The sequence below is a fragment of the Blastococcus sp. CT_GayMR19 genome (genome assembly GCF_004570385.1).
Taxonomy (GTDB): domain Bacteria; phylum Actinomycetota; class Actinomycetes; order Mycobacteriales; family Geodermatophilaceae; genus Blastococcus_B.
The window spans coordinates 81585-98646 of record NZ_SPQL01000012.1 but is presented as its reverse complement, the minus strand read 5'-3'; the positions used below and the strand labels follow the sequence as shown (position 1 = coordinate 98646).

At 73.2% G+C, this 17062-nt stretch carries 14 protein-coding genes and 1 tRNA gene; 2 read left to right on the top strand and 13 right to left on the bottom strand.

All coding sequences use genetic code 11. The annotated features are described in order from the left end of the window. From E4P39_RS16690 to E4P39_RS16640, 11 genes are all read right to left on the bottom strand, one after another. A complete protein-coding gene (locus E4P39_RS16690; RefSeq protein WP_167761907.1) occupies positions 1-1389 on the bottom strand; it encodes a polysaccharide biosynthesis tyrosine autokinase in 1389 nt (462 codons plus the stop codon). Positions 1390-1654: 265 nt separating this feature from the next. Further along, positions 1655-2890 (bottom strand): hypothetical protein, encoded by a 1236-nt coding sequence (locus E4P39_RS16685; RefSeq protein ID WP_135137690.1) that lies wholly within the window; start codon positions 2888-2890, stop codon positions 1655-1657. 61 nt (positions 2891-2951) lie between these two features. After that, a complete protein-coding gene (locus E4P39_RS16680; RefSeq protein WP_135137689.1) occupies positions 2952-4067 on the bottom strand; it encodes a glycosyltransferase in 1116 nt (371 codons plus the stop codon). A gap of 12 nt (positions 4068-4079) precedes the next feature. Then, complete coding sequence (locus tag E4P39_RS16675) at positions 4080-4904, bottom strand: WecB/TagA/CpsF family glycosyltransferase (protein ID WP_135137688.1); 825 nt, start codon at positions 4902-4904, stop codon at positions 4080-4082. A gap of 553 nt (positions 4905-5457) precedes the next feature. After that, positions 5458-6960, bottom strand: a complete 1503-nt coding sequence (locus E4P39_RS22995) for a sugar transferase (protein WP_135137687.1) — start codon at positions 6958-6960, stop codon at positions 5458-5460. A gap of 194 nt (positions 6961-7154) precedes the next feature. Beyond that, positions 7155-8918 carry a sugar transferase gene (locus E4P39_RS16665; protein WP_245159900.1) on the bottom strand — a complete coding sequence of 588 codons (1764 nt, stop codon included), beginning with the start codon at positions 8916-8918 and terminating at the stop codon, positions 7155-7157. A 164-nt stretch (positions 8919-9082) separates the two neighbouring features. Further along, on the bottom strand, positions 9083-9670 hold the full coding sequence (pth, locus tag E4P39_RS16660; RefSeq protein WP_135137686.1) for an aminoacyl-tRNA hydrolase: 588 nt from the start codon (positions 9668-9670) through the stop codon (positions 9083-9085). Between the two features lie 73 nt (positions 9671-9743). After that, positions 9744-10436: a 50S ribosomal protein L25/general stress protein Ctc gene (locus E4P39_RS16655; RefSeq protein ID WP_135137685.1), complete on the bottom strand. Its 693-nt coding sequence runs from the start codon at positions 10434-10436 to the stop codon at positions 9744-9746. A gap of 360 nt (positions 10437-10796) precedes the next feature. Beyond that, positions 10797-11777, bottom strand: a complete 981-nt coding sequence (locus tag E4P39_RS16650) for a ribose-phosphate diphosphokinase (RefSeq protein WP_135137684.1) — start codon at positions 11775-11777, stop codon at positions 10797-10799. 12 nt (positions 11778-11789) lie between these two features. Beyond that, positions 11790-13298, bottom strand: coding sequence for a bifunctional UDP-N-acetylglucosamine diphosphorylase/glucosamine-1-phosphate N-acetyltransferase GlmU (gene glmU, locus E4P39_RS16645; protein WP_245159899.1), 1509 nt, complete (start codon positions 13296-13298; stop codon positions 11790-11792). A 32-nt stretch (positions 13299-13330) separates the two neighbouring features. Next, positions 13331-13403 (bottom strand) — tRNA-Gln (locus E4P39_RS16640). Positions 13404-13635: 232 nt separating this feature from the next. Between E4P39_RS16640 and E4P39_RS16635 the strand changes: the two genes are divergently transcribed. Then, on the top strand, positions 13636-14622 hold the full coding sequence (locus E4P39_RS16635) for an acyl-CoA desaturase (protein ID WP_135137683.1): 987 nt from the start codon (positions 13636-13638) through the stop codon (positions 14620-14622). Positions 14623-14697: 75 nt separating this feature from the next. After that, complete coding sequence (locus tag E4P39_RS16630) at positions 14698-15345, top strand: TetR/AcrR family transcriptional regulator (RefSeq protein WP_245159898.1); 648 nt, start codon at positions 14698-14700, stop codon at positions 15343-15345. A gap of 4 nt (positions 15346-15349) precedes the next feature. On the opposite strand, the gene E4P39_RS16625 is transcribed toward E4P39_RS16630, so the two are convergent. Together E4P39_RS16625 and rsmA are read right to left on the bottom strand one after the other, a co-directional pair. Continuing rightward, on the bottom strand, positions 15350-16285 hold the full coding sequence (locus tag E4P39_RS16625) for a 4-(cytidine 5'-diphospho)-2-C-methyl-D-erythritol kinase (RefSeq protein WP_135137682.1): 936 nt from the start codon (positions 16283-16285) through the stop codon (positions 15350-15352). Further along, positions 16282-17010 (bottom strand): 16S rRNA (adenine(1518)-N(6)/adenine(1519)-N(6))-dimethyltransferase RsmA, encoded by a 729-nt coding sequence (gene rsmA / locus E4P39_RS16620; protein ID WP_245159897.1) that lies wholly within the window; start codon positions 17008-17010, stop codon positions 16282-16284. The genes E4P39_RS16625 and rsmA overlap by 4 nt, the downstream gene beginning before the upstream one ends. Between the last annotated feature and the right edge of the window lie 52 nt (positions 17011-17062).

The window sequence follows — 17062 nt, the reverse complement described above, 5'->3', positions numbered from 1 at the left end:
TCAGTCGCCCCGGCCGGTCAGCCCGGGCGCCCGCGCGTACTCCGGCCGACGCAGGTTCTCCGGCACGCGCAGGTAGTCGGGCTCGCGCGGGTACTCAAGACTCCCCGCGTGCCCCGGCACGGACGCCGGTTCCGCCTCCGGTGCGGGGTCCGCCTCACGACCGGCGCCGTAACCGTAGTCCAGTCCGTAGGCGTGGGCGGCGGCGAGGTCGCCGCGCGGCGGGACCATGTTGAGGACGACGCCGAGCGTGGTGGCTCCCACCCCTTCGAGGGCACGGGCCGCCTCGCCGAGCTGGTCCTTGGTCGTGTTCCCGTGCCGAACCGACAGCAGGACGCCGTCGACGTGCGCGGCCAGCCCCCGTGAATCGGCCACGGGCAGCAGGGGCGCGGCGTCGACCAGGACGTAGTCGTTGTCGCCGCGGAGCTTGTCCAGCAGGACGGCCATCTGGCTGGAGCCGAGCAGCCGGCTGGGACTGGGCGGCGTCGGACCGGCGGCGATGACCCGCAGGCCGCCCCCGCCGACGACCTGGGCGACGTCCTCGACCTCGGCGCTGCCGGCCAGCAGATTGGTGACGCCCGCGCCGCTCACCAGGTCGAGGTACTCGACGACCTTCGGGCGACGCAGGTCGGCCTCGACGATCGTCACCCGATGACCGGCGTCCGCCAGCGCGATCGCCAGGTTGACCACCATGGTGGTCTTCCCCTCGGCCGGGACGGCGCTCGAGACCATGATGACCTTGGGCGGCTCGTCGACGTCGAGGTACTGGAGGCTGGTGGCCAGCTGGCGGTACTGCTCCGCGGTGCGGCTCTCGGCCCGCTCGATCGTGTGCCCGTCCCGGAGCATCTCGTCGTGGAACACGATGCCGATGACCGGCGCGCCGGCGATCTCCTCGGCGTCGTCCGGCTCGGTGACCGAACGGTCCAGCAGGGTCCGGCCGATGGACACGGCGGCACCGAGCAGCAACCCGAGCAGCGCGCCGAGGACGATGTTCCGGACGGCGAGCGGGGGGGACGGCGCGATCGCCGCGCCCGGCCGGTCGGCGAACTCGACGTTCACCGGCGTGCCCGCGGTGTCGCTCGTCGTCTCGAGGTCGGCCACGAGCGCGGGGAACTCCTCGCCCAGCGCCGCGGCGATCCGCTCGGCCCGTTCCTGCGACGAATCGGTGACGGAGACGTAGATCAGCACCGTGCCGGTGACCGTCGTCGCCTCGATCTTCGCGGCCACCTCGTCCGGCGAGAGCTCCAGGTCGAGCGAGTCGACGATCCGGGTGGCCAGCGTGTCACCGGTGACCAGACCGGCGTAGGAAGCCACCCGCTGGTGGGCGAACTGATTTCCCTGAAATGCATCGGACATCGACCCAGAATCGGCGGTCGACACGAAGAACTGCATGGTCGAGGTGTAACTGGGACCCAGGAGAATGGAGATAGCCCCCGCGATCACGGCCCCGACGAGCAGCCCCGCAACCGACGTCCGCCAGCGCATTCGCAGCGCGGACCACACAGCCCTCGGTTCCATGACCACTCCGATTTCCACAATTGGTCGGGCGGGCCATTTCGTCAGAACTGCCCGGTCCAAGATTGACACGATCGGCTGATGAGAAACGCCTCATCGGGCCTTTCCACCACCACGGGGGGAGGGATCCGATGACGGCCGGTCACGCGACGGCGGACACCACCGGCGGGCTGTCGTCGGCGCTGCGCGCAGCCGGCCGGCCGCCCCCGCGCAGCACCCGCCGGCACGCCGGGATCTGGGCGACCAGGGCGGCCGCCTGCGCCACCGCCACCGACACCGCGCCACCCACCGCTCCGAACAGCGGCGAGAGGATCGCGATCCCCACGACGACGACCAGCGCCCCCACCGCCGTGCTGCGGAAGATGGCGCCGGTGAGGCCGGCCGGCGCCAGCACGGTGAAGGTGATCGAGGACGTCAGCGCGTACAGCGCCAGCGACAGGCCGAGGAAGACGCTGACGCCGTGGCCGACGCTGACCTCGCCGGCGAACAGTGCGTCGTCGACCACGGGCAGGCCGACGGCGAACACGAGGCCACCGAGGGCGCCACACGCGGACGTGGCTCCGACGGCCAGCCGCATCCGGGCGGCCGCTTCGGCCGGCGCCTCCGAGACCCAGCCCTGGAAGGCGTTGAACACCGGCTGGATGCCCGACTTGGCCAGGATCTGCACCCGCTCCCCGGCGGCGAAGGTCGCCACCGCCCCGGGCGCGACCGCGGCCAGGAGTGACGTCGGCACGGCCAGGATCACCGCGAAGACCACGTCGGTGCCGGCTGCGGCACGCTGCTCGCGGAGCACGCGCACCGCGGCCGCCCACGTCGTGCGGCCCAGCGAGACGACGCCGAGACGGCAGGTGAGCCAGCCGGTCGCCAGCACCTGACCGCCCAGGAACAGGACCGGGTACCAGATCGCGTCCTGCGTCAGCAGCACCACCGCGGCGGCCGCGAGCAGCACGACCACCCGGGGGACCGTCTCGTACCGGGCCGCCGAACCCGGCTGCCCCTTGCCGACGAAGAACCACAGCGCCGACAGGCCCGTCGTCCCGAGCGCGAGCGCGGTGAGTGCCGCCAGGAGGCGGTACCCGTCCGGCGCCAGCACGGCGGCCGCCGCGGCGGCCGCCGGGAGCAGGAGTGCGCCGACGAGCAGCCGGGACAGCATGCTGACCCACAGCAGCCGGCCCCGGTCGAGGGGGGACAGCGTCAGGAGGCGGGTCGGCCCGACGAATCCCCACCCGTACTGCAGGACCGTCGCCGCCCCTCCCCCGAGCGCCTGCCCCAGTGCCACCGCCGCCCAGCCCCGGGCACCGCCGGCGGAGGCGACCGCCGGGAGGATCGCCAGCGACCCCAGCAGGGAGATCAGCGGCAGGCCGACGAACGAGGACACCCGCCGCCACGGGACGGCGGGAGATCCGTCCGCGACCTGCCGTGTGAGGGTGCCGGCCTCGCTACAGGGAGCAGCCATGCTCACCGGCGAGTTCGGTCCAGGCGTCCGCGGCGGCGTCGATCGAGTAGCGCTCGATGTGCCGCTGCATGACCGCGAGGTCGGGCGTCCGGTCCAGCTCCGTCGCCCGTTCCTTCAGCGTCAGGGCCAGGCCGGCGGAGTCCCCCACGGGGAAGAGGCTGAGGATCTCGGGGCGCTCGCCCAGCACGGAATGGATCTCGCTGGGGCCCATGGATGCGGCGCTGACGACCGGCACGCCCGTCCCGATCGCCTCGAGGAGGACCAGACCCAGCGCCTCGGAGTGCGATCCGTGGACGAGCAGGTCGGCGTCCCGCACCACCTCGTACGGCCGCGGGTTCCCGCCGTGGGCCCGCACCACCACGGGCCCGTCGGAGGGCAGGCTGTCGAGCCAGCCCCGCAGCGGGCCCTCCCCGACGACGTGCCACTCGCACTCGAGTCCCGACGCGAGCAGCCCCTCGTAGATGACGTCCAGGCCCTTCAGCGGGACCAGCGAACCCACCGTGGCGACCTTCAGCGGCCGGACCCGCGGCTCGGCCGGGACCCGCTCCTCCGCCGCCGCCTTCAGTGCGTGCAGGTCGACCCCGGGGCTGATGACCCGCGGGCGGGTGTCCAGGCCGTACACGCGCACCATCGCATCGGCGACCCGGTCGGTGTTGGCGACGACGACGTCCTTGCGGCGGAAGACGCGCTGGACGAGCCGCTGCTTGAGGCGGCCGAGCGGGATGAAGCGGGCATGCTCGGAGGGGTCGAGGTCCTCGTAGTAGACGAACGTGAACGCGTCGTCGTCCGGCCGTTCCGCCAGGCCGCCGGCCAGGATGCTCGACCACAGGTGGAGCGCGACCAGCGACTTCTCGCCGGTCCGGAACTTCTCGTCGAGGGTCTTCCGCAGCCGGCGCGCGACGAGCGGGGTGAGCAGGTGGTCGTCCAGCCCCAGGGACTCGACCGGGATGTCGGGGTGCAGCTCCTCCAGGAGCCCTCCCGTCGCCTCGTGCAGCACGACAGCAGGAGTGGCCCGGCGTCGTTGCAGCACGTTGGACAGCAGAACGGTCTGCCGCTCCGCGCCTCCGAAGCGAAGGTGGGGCTGGACGCTGATCAGCATGGCTGCTCCTGTTCAGGCAGCCGGGGCATCGGCCGTGGCCGTGCCGGGCTGGAAGATGACCGCGGTCATCGGGCGACGGCCCACGCCGGTGACGTACTGGCGCAGGGCCGTCCGCGACCGGAGTGCCCGGACCGCGTCGACCGTGTAGCGACGCCACAGCCGCCTCGGTTCCCGAGCCAGTCGGACGAGCCAGTTCAGCCGCAGCGGATAGGCCCACGCCGGGTAGTAGGTGTCCCCCGCGAACTGGTCCAGCCAGCCGCCGCAGGTGGCGACCACGACACCGGGGCTCCGGAGCGCCAGCGCGTAGTGGTCCTGCAGCGGCGCCCCCAGTCCGACGACGGCCACCTGGACCCGGGCCGCGCGCAGCTCGTCGCGGAGCTCCGCCGGCGTGGACAGACCGGCGTAGCCGTCCCGCAGGAGGACGACGTGGTGTCCGTACTGGGCCTCGATCTTGGCCGCGACGGCGTGCAGCGTCTCCTGCGTCGAACCGATGAGGGCGACGCGGAGCCGCACGGGGTGCTCGAGCAGCAACGGGAGGACGAGGTCGGCGCTCGTTCGCGGGGCTTCCGACTTCAGCAGGTGGCACAGCAGGATGCCGTCCAGGCCCAGGTAGTCGAAGCGGTCCAGCTGGACGCCGCCGTGCAGGGACTGCATCGCGCTGTAGTGGTTCAGCCAGGTGACCGTCGCACCGGAACCACGCCGCAGGTCGGCGAGCAGCATCGCCGCGAACTGACGCTCCGGGGTCTCGGCCGGGTCGGCGAGCACGAGCGCCGGCTGTCCACGGAGGTCGAGCACGTCATCCGACAGAGGCGCGCTCTGCCGCGGGGCCGCGGTCATCGGGACGCCGCGACAATGGCGGAGGTGCGGACCACCGACACATTCCGGATTCCGCCACCGTGGCGGCTCCCCGTGATGTCCTGTCCCATTCCCACGACGAGTTCGCCGGGTGGGACCGGATGAGTCGCGGCCATTTCGTGTCCTCAATGCTCGTCGTGTCGACCGACCAATGCGAGGAGTGGAATTCCACCGGAGTCGGGACTCCTCGAAGAGGAGTCCCGTCGAGGCTAAAGTGAGAAAAGGCCAATAGCACGCTCCGCATGCGCCCGCTCACCCCTTGGAGTCAGCGGGCGCCGTGCGTCGGCCCGCGGGGTGTCCTGCGGGGCCGGTCCGGCCGTTCGAGGACCGGCGCCGCCGGCGGCGTTGCCGGTCAACGGCGCGGCGAGCCACCCGATCCGTCGCGCCGCTCACGCGGCCGGAGGGGCGTTCCTCCGGGGTGCCCGGGGGTGTCTCGCGGGCGGCTGAGCCGTTGCCGCGCTCATGCTCGTCGCGGCCGGCTCAGCCGCCGGCCCGAGGAGAGGTCCTGCCCGGCGGCCCGGTGCGGGCCGGAAGGTCAGTAGGCGCCGGACGAGCTCAGGACGGCGCGGAAGGTCTTCCACAGGATCAGCGCGTCGAGGGCCAGGGACCAGTTCTCGACGTACCGCAGGTCGAGGCGCACGGCCTCCTCCCAGGGCAGGTCGCTGCGTCCCGAGATCTGCCAGAGGCCGGTGAGTCCCGGCTTCACCAAGAGCCGGCGGCGGACCTGCGAGTCGTACTGCGCGACCTCGGTGGGCAGCGGAGGCCGCGGACCGACCAGCGACATGGAGCCACCGAGCACGTTGAGGAGCTGGGGCAGCTCGTCCAGCGAGAGCCGCCGCAGCCACCGCCCGATGGGGGTCACCCGCGGGTCGTCGCGCATCTTGAACAGCAGGCCGTCGGAGATGTTGGCGGCCTGGATCTGCTCCAGGCGCTCCTCGGCGTCGACGACCATGCTCCGGAACTTCAGCATGGTGAAGGTCCGGCCGTTCACGCCCACGCGCTCCTGCCGGTACAGCACCGGGCCGGGGCTGGACAGCCGGACGGCCGCCGCGATCCCCAGGAGGACCGGGGCGAGGACGAGCAACGCCACGACGGCCCCGCAGCGATCGACGCCGCCCTTGACCATGCGTCCCCAGCCCTCGAAGCGAGGCTGCTCGACCGACAGGAGGGGCAGCCCCTCGAAGGGGCGGATGTGCAGGCGCGGCCCCGCGACCTCGATCAGACCGGGTGCGACGAGCAGCTCGATCCCGCTGCCTTCCAGCTGCCAGGAGAGCTGCCGCAGGTACTGCGCGGCGGTCTCGCTGGCGGAGGTCACCGCGATCGTGTCCGCTCCCAGCCCGGTCGCCAGGGAGACCACGTCGTCCATACCGCCGACCGGCACGTCGGCGACACCGGCGACGCGCGCCCGGTCCGCGGGGGTCACGCAGAGCGCCACGACGTGCATCCCGGCGAAGTTCTCCCGCCGCATCTGCGCGGCCAGGTCGAGGGCGGCGCCTCCGCGGCCCACCACGACGACGCGCTTCGTGCAGCGTCCCTGTGCGCGCAGGCGGCGCAGTCGTGACCGGGCGGCGTACCGGCCCACCAGCGTCACGGCCACGAGTGCCGGCATGGCGACGACGACGAGCGCACGGCTGAGGTCCAGGGCGGCGGCGTAGGAGATGAACCCGGCGAAGGCGAGCAGCAGCAGGCCCGCCCGGCCGACGCGGCGGTACTCGTCGCTGCCGGTGCCGAAGACGCGCTCGGCGTGGGCACCGGACGCGCGGAGCAGCATCGGCCAGGCAGGGACCAGGAGCAGAGCGGCCCAGAACAGCGAGCTCGACATCGGGGCGTCGGCCGGGTGCGTGAGGACGACGCTGCCACCGGCGACGGCGGCGGCGGCGGTCTCGAACGCGACCAGCGCGCGGGCGTAGCTGCGCGCCCAGCGGACGGTCGGACGATGGGTGGCCGAGGCCGGAACGAGCTCCTCGACGCCGGCGCCCTTCCGCGGCGACGGGACGTACCCGACACCGCCGGCCAGCTTGCCGTGCTCCAACAACATGGTTCCCCCCGTGTCACGCACTGTAATCGAACGCTTACCGGTGTCGTGACGAAACAGCCCGTCTGCCAGGCCGTTCACCATCCGGTGGTGCAATCGATCTGCAGCCATCCTCACGGTGAGTCACCGATGAGTCAACCGTGGCACCCGTCAGTTCACCCTTGCGGGCGGGCGGGCACCGCCCCCTCGACCACGGGTCAGTACGCGCCGGAGGAGCGCAGCACCGCGCGGCCGGTACGCCACATGATCCGGAGGTCCAGCGACAGCGACCAGTTCTCGACGTATCGCAGATCGAGGCGCACCGCTTCCTCCCAGGGCAGGTCGCTGCGGCCGGAGATCTGCCAGAGGCCGGTCAGTCCTGGCTTCACGAGCAGCCGGCGCTGGACCTGCGAGTCGTAGCGGGCCACCTCGCTCGGCAGGGGCGGTCGAGGACCGACCAGCGACATCGTTCCGCCGAGGACGTTGAAGAGCTGGGGCAGCTCGTCCAGCGAGAGACGCCGCATCCACCGGCCCACAGGGGTCACCCGGGGGTCGTCGCGCATCTTGAACAGCAGCCCGTCGGAGATGCTGGCGTCCCGGATGTCCTCGAGACGCTTCTCGGCGTCGACGACCATGCTGCGGAACTTCAGGATCGTGAACATCCGTCCGTTGACGCCCACGCGCTCCTGGCGGTACAGCACCGGCCCCGGGCCGGACAGGCGGACAGCGACGGCGAGGGCGAGCAGGACGGGACCCAGGAACAGCAGCGCGAGCGCCGCCATGGACCGGTCGAAGACGGACTTCACCAGCCGGCGGACACCGCGGAACTCGGGTTCCCGGACGTGGAGGAGCGGGAAGGACGTCGTCGGCCGGACCTGCAGGCGGTCGGGCGACACCTCGACCAGCCCCGGGGCGACGAGGATCTCGATGTTCGTGCCCTCGAGCCGCCAGGAGAGGTCGCGCAGGTACTGGCCGGCCGTCTCGCTCGCGGAGGCCACCACGACGGCGTCCGCCCGGGTCCGCTCGAGCGCTTCGACGGCGTCGGCCATGCCGGCGAGGACAGGCACGTCCTCCCCTGCCAGCAGCCCTGCCGAACGCGGGTTGGGCACGCAGGCACCGACCACCCTCAGGCCGGCGTCCGGGTCGCGCCGCAGCCGGCGGACCAGGTCGAGCACGGCGATCTCCCGGCCGACCACGACGACCTGCTTGGTCATCGCCCCACGCCTCCGGGCAGCGTGGAGGCGGTGGCGCAGGACCAGCCGGGCCATCAGCGCCAGGAAGGTGGCGTTCGGCGCACCCAGCAGCACGAAGCTCCGCAGGTCCGGCTGCGCGAAGGCGACCGCCGACGTGCTGAGGACGGCGACCGCGAGGAGGCCGGCCAGGAGCACCCGGCGGAACTCGTCCGTGCCGGCGCCCAGGCGGCGCTCGGCATAGCCACCCGACATCGCCACCAGCGCCGGCCACCCCGCCACGAGCGACAGCGCCGCCGCCACGGCAGCGGTCGTGGCGCCGGCGACTGCCAGGGCTGCGCCGCCGGCCGCGGCGGCCGCGGCGACATCCGCCACGACCAGGCTGCCGGTGTAGCGGACGAGCCAGCCGGGTGCGCGGCGACGTCGTGCCGAGAGCGGGTCGTACACGGGACGCAGGGCCGGGACCGGCTTCACGAGGTCACGAGCAGCCGCGCGGGCCAGCGGAGGCACCGGACGGAGCTGCCGCAGCGGGCGGACGGAGGTCGAGTCGAACATCGCGTCCTCGTCCACACCGGACGCAGCCGCTTCGGCCGCCAGCTCCGCGGCCCGGGCCAGCTCGGCGTCCTTGTTCCTGCGGGCGGCCTCGGCGAGCGGGGACGAGCCGGAACCGGAGCCGGCGGATCGCCGCACCGTGCGCGGCAGCTCCACGGTCGGGTCGCCGTGAGGGAAGAGGTCGTCGCCACCCACCGGGGTCTTGCCACCGGTCGGGCGCGCCTTCTTCCCTTCAGCCACGAATAACCCCCGACCCCCGTGTGGTGGACGCATGATCCGTCCTCAGAAACAACGACCCTCCGGTGTTCGTGACGGAGGGTCAACCTGGATTGCGGCGACCAGCCACGATCAGGTGACTCAGGTGACGCTGCGTGCTCACGGAGGGCGCAGGACCACACCGCGTATCAGTCCCGGACGTGGACGAGGTTCTGCGCCGCCTCCAGGCCACGCTCGAGGAGCAGCTCGGTGGCGTCGACCGCCTCGGCCAGCAGCAGGTCGAGTTCCTTCCGCTCCGTCGCCGAGAAGTCCTTCAGCACGAAGTCGGCCGGGTCCTGCCGACCGGGCGGCCGGCCGATCCCGACGCGCACCCGCAGGTAGTCCTTCGTGCCGGCGGTCCGGCTGATCGACCGCAGACCGTTGTGGCCGCCCTCGCCCCCGCCGCGCTTGAGCCGCACCGCTCCGAAGGCGATGTCCAGCTCGTCGTGCACGACGACGAGGCTCTCCGGCGGAAGGGAGTGGTAGTCCAGCAGGCCGCGTACCGGACTCCCGGACTCGTTCATGTACGTGAGGGGACGCGCGAGGACGACGCGGCGCCCGGCGAGCCTGCCCTCCCCGGAGACGGCACGGGCGCGGGCGCCCTTGCCCGGCGACAGCCGGATCCCGGCCCGCGCGGCGAGCTCGTCGAGGACCATCGCCCCGACGTTGTGCCGGTTCCCGGCATATCCCGGGCCCGGGTTGCCGAGCCCGACCACCAGGAAGGGGCCCTCGGGCACGGGGGGTGCGGCCGCGGGGGCGCCGGCAGTGCCGGCGCCCCCGGGGATCGTGCGCTCGGTCAGCGGATCCCGCTCAGGACTTGTCGTCCGGACCGGTGCCGGCCTCGGACGGGACGGAGTCCTCGGCCGCCTCGGTGGCCTCGGCAGCGGCCTCGTCGGACTCCTCGCGCTCGATGCCGGCCTCGGCCTCGGCCTCCTCCAGCTCGGCCTCGAGCTGCTCGGCCGTCGGGGCGCCGAGGAAGCCGATCACGAGCGCCTCGGCGTCGGTGATCAGCGTGGCGCCACGCGGCAGGACCAGGTCGCCGGCGGTGATGTTCTGGCCCGCGGACCGGCCGGTCACGTCGACCTCGATGCTGTCGGGCAGCTTCGTGGCGTCGGCCTCGATCTGCACCGTGCTCAGCTGGTGGTTCGGGATCGTGTCGGGAGCCACCTCACCGACGATGACGATGGGGACGTCGACGGTCGTCTTCTCGCCGCGGCGGACCAGCAGCAGGTCGGCGTGCTTGTGCACCCGGGTCAGCGGGTCGCGCTGCACGGCCTTGGTGAGCGCCAGCTGCTCCTTGCCGTCGAGCACGATGGTCAGGAGGGCGTTGGTGCCGCCGTTGCGCAGGGCGGCCGCGAACTCACGGGCCGGCAGGGACAGGTGGACGACGTCCTGGCCGTGGCCGTAGAGGACGGCGGGGACGCGCCCGGCACGGCGGTCGCGGCGGGCGCTGCCCTTGCCGAACTCGGTGCGGGTCTCTGCTTCGAGGCGGAAATCTGCCACGGGGGGTGTGCTCCTCAAGAGGTGGATCGGGTCTGCGGGCCGGCGCACGAGCGCGGCACACCCCTGAGGGCAGACGCACGTCGATCACGGAGCAGGGCTCCCTCGCCGGGCAACAGGAGCAAGAGTACCCGAGCCGCGAGGACCAGGTGCCCGAGCCCGGTCGAGGTCCCGCGAAGCGGTCGTCCTGAGCGGGGGCCCGGAGGGTTCCCCGAAGGACGACGGGACGTGAGCCGAGGAGGGAACCCCGCGCAGCGGGTCACGCCGAGTGGGGCCCGGAGGGTTCCGCGCAGGCGTGAAGCAGCGGCTCAGCTCGACGGGGGAACGGCCCCTGGCTGCGGTGCGATCCGGAGGATCGCGATGTCACGAATTACCGTCGAACAGGGAGGTCACCGAGCCGTCCTCGAAGACCTCCTTGATCGCGCGGGCCAGCAGCGGCGCGATCGACAGGACGGTCAGCTTGTCGAAGTGCCGCTCGGGCTCGATCGGCAGCGTGTTGGTCACGATGACCTCGCTGACCCGGCTGTTCTTGAGGCGGTCCACGGCGGGACCGGACAGCACGCCGTGGGTGGCGGTGACGATGACGTCGGCGGCGCCGGCCTCGAAGAGCGTCTCGGCGGCCTTCACGATCGTGCTGCCCGTGTCGATCATGTCGTCGACCAGGATGCAGACCCGGCCCTCGACCTCACCGACGACGCGGTTGGCCTTGACCTCGTTCGGCCGCATCGGGTCCCGGGTCTTGTGGATGAAGGCCAGCGGCACCCCACCGAGCTTGTCGGTCCACCGCTCGGCCACCCGGACGCGACCGGCGTCCGGCGAGACGACGGTGATGTCACGGTCGCCCCAGCGCGAGCACACCTGGTCGACGAGGAGGTCCAGCGCGAAGAGGTGGTCGACCGGGCCGTCGAAGAAGCCCTGGATCTGCGCGGTGTGCAGGTCGACGGTCATGAGCCGGTCGGCACCGGCGGTCTTGAACATGTCGGCGACCAGGCGCGCGGAGATGGGCTCCCGGCCGCGGTGCTTCTTGTCCTGGCGCGCGTAGGGGAAGAACGGGGCGACGACGGTGATCCGCTTGGCCGAGGCACGCTTGAGCGCGTCGACCATGATCAGCTGCTCCATGAGCCAGGTGTTGATCGGCGCCGTGTGGCTCTGCACCACGAAGGCGTCGCAGCCACGCACGGACTCCTCGAACCGCACGAACAGCTCGCCGTTGGCGAACTCGTAGGCGGCGGTCGGGGTCGGCTCGACGCCGAGGTGGCCGGCGATCTCTGTGGCCAGCTCCGGGTAGGCCCGCCCGGAGAAGAGCATGAGGCTCTTGCTGTTGGCCTGCCGGATCGCGCTCATCGGCTGCTGTCCCTACTGGTCGTGGTCGGTCCCGGTGGGCTCGGACCGGTCGTTCCCGGATGCCTGGGCCTGGCTCTCGGCCGCATCCGCGGCCTTCGCTGCGGCACTTCCGGGCCGTCTGCGGCGCACCCAGCCTGCCACATTCCGCTGGGGCGCCCGCGAGACGGCCATGGCGCCCGGGGGGACGTCGGACGTGATCACGGACCCCGCCGCGGTGTAGGCGCCGTCCCCGACGGAGACCGGCGCGACGAGCATCGTGTCCGAGCCGATGCGCACGTGGTCGCCGACGGTCGTGTGGTGCTTGGCCACGCCGTCGTAGTTGACGAAGACGGTCGCCGCGCCGATGTTGGCCCCGCGGCCGATGGTGGCGTCGCCGACGTAGGACAGGTGCGGCACCTTCGAGTCCTCGCCCACCTCGACGTTCTTGGTCTCGACGAACGCGCCGACCTTGGCGCCGCGCGCGAGCCGGGTGCCCGGCCGCAGGTAGCTGAACGGACCCACGGTGGCCTCGGGTCCGATCACCGCGCCGAGGCAGTGCGACCGGACGACGGAGGCGCTCTCGCCGACCTCGGCGTCGACCAGCGTGGTGTCGGGGCCGATCACGGCTCCCGACGCCACGGACGTCGTGCCGCGCAGCTGGGTGCCCGGCTCCAGGACGGCGTCCGGCCCGACGGAGCAGGTGACGTCCACCCAGGTGGTCAGCGGATCGATGACGGTGACCCCGCTGCGCATCAGGTCGCCGAGCACGCGGTCGTTGAGCGTGCGCCGCCGCGCGGCCAGTTCGGCCCGGTCGTTGCAGCCCAGCACGTCGTCGGGGTCCTCGGCGACATGGCCGCCGACCGGTGCCCCCTCGTCGACCAGCAGGCCCAGCACGTCGGTGAAGTACTGCTCACCCTGGTCGTTGTCCGCGTCGATCCGTCCCAGGGCGCGGCGGATGGCCGCCGCGTCACCGAGGTAGACCCCGGCGTTGATCTCCCTGATCGCCCGCTGCTCGTCGGTGGCGTCCCGCTCCTCGACGATCGCGCGGACGGCGCCGTCGGCGTCCCGGACGATCCGGCCCAGACCCGTGGGGTCGTCGACCTCGGCGGTGAGGACGGTGAGGACGCTGCCCGCGGCACGGTGGGCCGCCACGAGGCCGGCCACCGTGTCGGCGCGCAGCAGCGGGGCGTCGCCGTTCACCAGCAGGACCGGCCCCTCCAGGTCCGGCAGGGCGTCGAGCGCGACGGCAGCCGCGTGCCCGGAGCCGCGCTGCTCCTCCTGGACGACGGGAACCGCTGCGGGCAGCACCTGCGCCAGGTGCTCCTCCACCATCGCGCGACCGGCACCGACGACCACGACCGTGGCGCCGGCGTCCAGCGGCTCGACCGCAGCCAGCACGTGACCGAGCAGGCTGCGGCCGCCGAGGGTGTGCAGCACCTTGGGCGTGGCCGAGCGCATGCGGGTGCCCTGGCCTGCGGCGAGGACGACGACGGCGGCGACGCGTGCCTCCGGGGAGGTGGGCGCCGAACGTTCCTGGGTCACGGATCTCCTCGGACGGGGACGGACGTGCTGAGCTGGGGGACTCGGACTCGAACCGAGACTGCACGGCTCCAAAGGCCGGCGGGCTGCCGATTACCCCATCCCCCACCCGCGGCGCGGGCGACCGCCGCGGAGGCGCCGCGTGCCGGCACCCTCGGCGAGCCTAGGGCCGGGCGCTGGCGAGGGCACGCGCCGGCACCTGGCGCCGAGGTCCCGGCGACCGTCGGGTGCTCGGGTCGCCGGGTTCCCTACGGTGACGTAGGTTACGGAGACGTAGCTTTGCCGGAGGGCGTTGAGCCGCAAGCGCGCCGGCGTTCCATTTTCCTGCCCCGGAGGCACCTTGTCCGCTCCTGCCCTCACCCGGCCCACGGCTCCGCCCCGCACCGCGGACCCGAACGCCGGGTTGCCCGCCACCGCGCTCGGAGCCGAGAAGGGCACCGTCGAGCAGGTCACGCTCTACGTCTTCGTGATCGTGCCGTTCCTGGCGCTGGCCGCAGTGGTGCCCGCCGTCTGGGGATGGGGGCTCTCCTGGACCGACGTGAGCCTCTTCGTGGGCTTCTACTTCCTGACGCTGCTGGGCGTGACCGTGGGCTACCACCGGCACTTCACCCACGGCTCGTTCAAGGCCACCAAGCCGCTCCGCGTCGCGCTGGCCGCCGTGGGCGGCATGGCGGTGCAGGGCCCGGTCGTGCAGTGGGTCGCCGACCATCGCCGTCACCACGCCTTCGCCGACCGCGAGGGCGACCCGCACTCCCCGTGGCGCTACGGGTCCGGAACCCGGAACCTGCTCAAGGGCATGTGGCACGCACACCTGGGCTGGCTGTTCGACCGCCGGCAGACCAACGCCGATCGCTACGCGCCGGACCTGGTGAAGGACACCGCCGTCCGCCGCACGAGCCGGCTCTTCATCCTCTGGGCCTTCCTCACCTTCGCCCTGCCCACCGTCATCGGCGGGCTGGTCACGATGAGCTGGGCCGGCGCCTGGTCGGCGTTCTTCTGGGCCGGTCTGGTGCGCGTCGCGCTGCTCCACCACGTGACGTGGTCGATCAACTCCGTGTGCCACGTCGTCGGCAACCGGCCGTTCACCTCACGGGACCGCGCGACGAACTTCTGGCCGCTGGCGATCCTCAGCGGCGGCGAGTCATGGCACAACCTGCACCACGCCGACCCGACGTCCGCCCGTCACGGCGTGCTCCGGGGGCAGATCGACATCAGTGCCCGGGTCATCTGGATCTTCGAGAAGCTCGGCTGGGCCCGCGACGTCAAGTGGCCCGACCCGGTCCGGCTGGCCGCCAAGCGTCGCGACGCCGTTCCGGCCACGAGCTGACCGGGCCCGGACCCGGCGTTCCCTCCGCCCGGGGCAGGATTCCGCCGATGAGCAGCAAGCCATGAGGCCGGCGACATGACCAGCAGCGCACCCCGCCCCCGCATCCGGATGACCGGCGCCCAGCGGCGTGAGCAGCTGCTGGACATCGGCCGCGAGCTGTTCGGGCAGAAGGGCTTCGAGGCCACCTCCATCGAGGAGATCGCGGCCCACGCCGACGTCAGCAAGCCGGTCGTCTACGAGCACTTCGGCGGCAAGGACGGGCTGTACGCGGTCGTCGTGGACCGTGAGCTCCAGCTGGTCCTCGACCGCTTCACCTCGGCACTGGCGGCCCCCGGCCATCCGCGCCAGCTGCTGGAACGGGCCGCCCTGGTGCTCCTGGACTACATCGAGGAGGACACCGCCGGCTTCCGGGTGCTCACCCGGGACGCGCCGGTCACCACCGGGGGCGGCACGTTCTCCTCGCTCATCGGCGAGGTGGCCCGCAAGGTCGAGCACATCCTCGCCGACCAGTTCGACGCCCGCGGGTACGACCCCCTGCTCGCCGAGCTCTACAGCCAGGCGCTGGTCGGCATGGTCGCCCTGGTCGGGCAGTGGTGGCTGGACAACCGCTCGCTCGACAAGCACGCCGTGGCCGCGCACCTGGTCAACCTGTCCTACAACGGCCTCGCGCACCTGGATCCGCACCCGAACCTGATCGATCGGGCCGTGCGCCCGACCGGCTGACGGGTCAGCCGACGAGCCGCGCGCCCGGCACCGGCCCGCTGACGGCACGCACGGTGCGGAAGACGCCCGCACCGGCCAGCGTGGCCGCCAGCCGGACCGCGCCCGCCTCGTCCTCGGCGAGTGCCGCCACCGTCGGGCCGGAGCCGCTCACGAGAACGGCGGCGGCGCCGGCATCGGCCGCCGCGCTGAGGGCGCGCCGGAGCGCCGGCCGCAGGGCGAGCGCCGGCGCCTGGAGGTCGTTGCAGAGCCCGGCGGCCAGCGCGGCCGGCGGACCACTGCGGAGCGCGGCGATCACCCGCTCGGCCGGCGTGAGCTCGGTGCCGTCCGGTATCCGGCCCGCCGCCCGGAGCCGGTCCAGCTCCGCGTAGACGGCGGGCGTCGACAACCCCTCCCCCGCGATGCCCAGGACCCAGTGCCAGGGCGTGCGGGCGAGGACCGGCGAGAGCTGCTCCCCCCTCCCCGAGCCGAGTGCGATCCCGCCGAGCAGGCTGAACGGGACGTCGCTGCCCAACTGGGCCGCCAGCCCGGTGAGGTCGGCGCGGCTGGCCCGCGTACCCCACAGCGCATCCAGGGCGACCAGCGCGGCGGCGGCGTCCGCGCTGCCCCCCGCCAGGCCGGCCGCCGCCGGGATGGACTTGGCGATCCCGATGGTGGCGTCGGCGGGGACGCCTGCGGAGCGGGCCAGCAGCTCGGCGGCCCGCCAGACGAGGTTGCGGGAATCGGTCGGGACGGCGGCCGCACCCGTCGCCGCACCGGTCCCCTCCCCCGTCACGGTCAGGGACAGCCCGCTGCCCGGCGCCACGGTGACGGTGTCGAACAGGGAGACCGCGAGATAGACGGTGCGCAGCTCGTGGAAGCCGTCCGGCCGCAACGGACCGACCGCCAGGTGCACGTTGATCTTCGCCGGGGCGCGCGCCGCGACGGAGTCCCCCGCGGTCACGGCTCCACCGGGGCGGTGGCGGCCAGCCGGGCGAAGTCGGTCACCGACAGCTGCTCGCCCCGGACGGTGGGGTCGATCCCGGCGGCCCTCAGCCGGGTCTCGGCAGCCGCCGGGCTGCCGGCCCACCGCGCGAGGGCCGCGCGCAGCCCCTTGCGCCGGGTGGCGAAGGCGGCGTCGATCACCGCGAAGGTGGCCTGCCGGTCGCCGGGCGGGGGTGGCCGGCGCACGAGGGCCACGAGTCCGGAGTCGACGTTGGGCTCGGGCCAGAAGACCCGGCGGCCGACGGCGCCGGCGCGACGGACCTCGCCGTACCAGGCGGCCTTGACCGACGGCACGCCGTACGCGGGGGTGCCCGGCCCCGCGGCCAGCCGCTCGGCGACCTCGGCCTGGACGAGGATCAGCGCGCGGTCGAGGGTCGGGAAGCGCTCCAGCAGGGTCAGCAGCACCGGCACCGCCACGTTGTACGGCAGATTGGCGACCAGCGCCGTCGGGGGCGGGCCGGGCAGGGCGGGCAGCCGCAGGGCGTCGGCCTCGACGACGGTGAGCCGCTCGGCGAGCTGCGGGGTGCGGGCGGCCACCGTGACGGGCAGCTGGGCGGCCAGGCGCGGATCGATCTCGACGGCGACAACCCGGGCCGCGGCCGGCAGCAGGCCGAGGGTCAGGGAGCCCAGACCCGGACCCACCTCGAGGACGACGTCGGCCGGCCGCAGCCCTGCGGTGCGCACGATCCGGCGGATCGTGTTGGCGTCGTGGAGGAAGTTCTGACCGAGGCTCTTG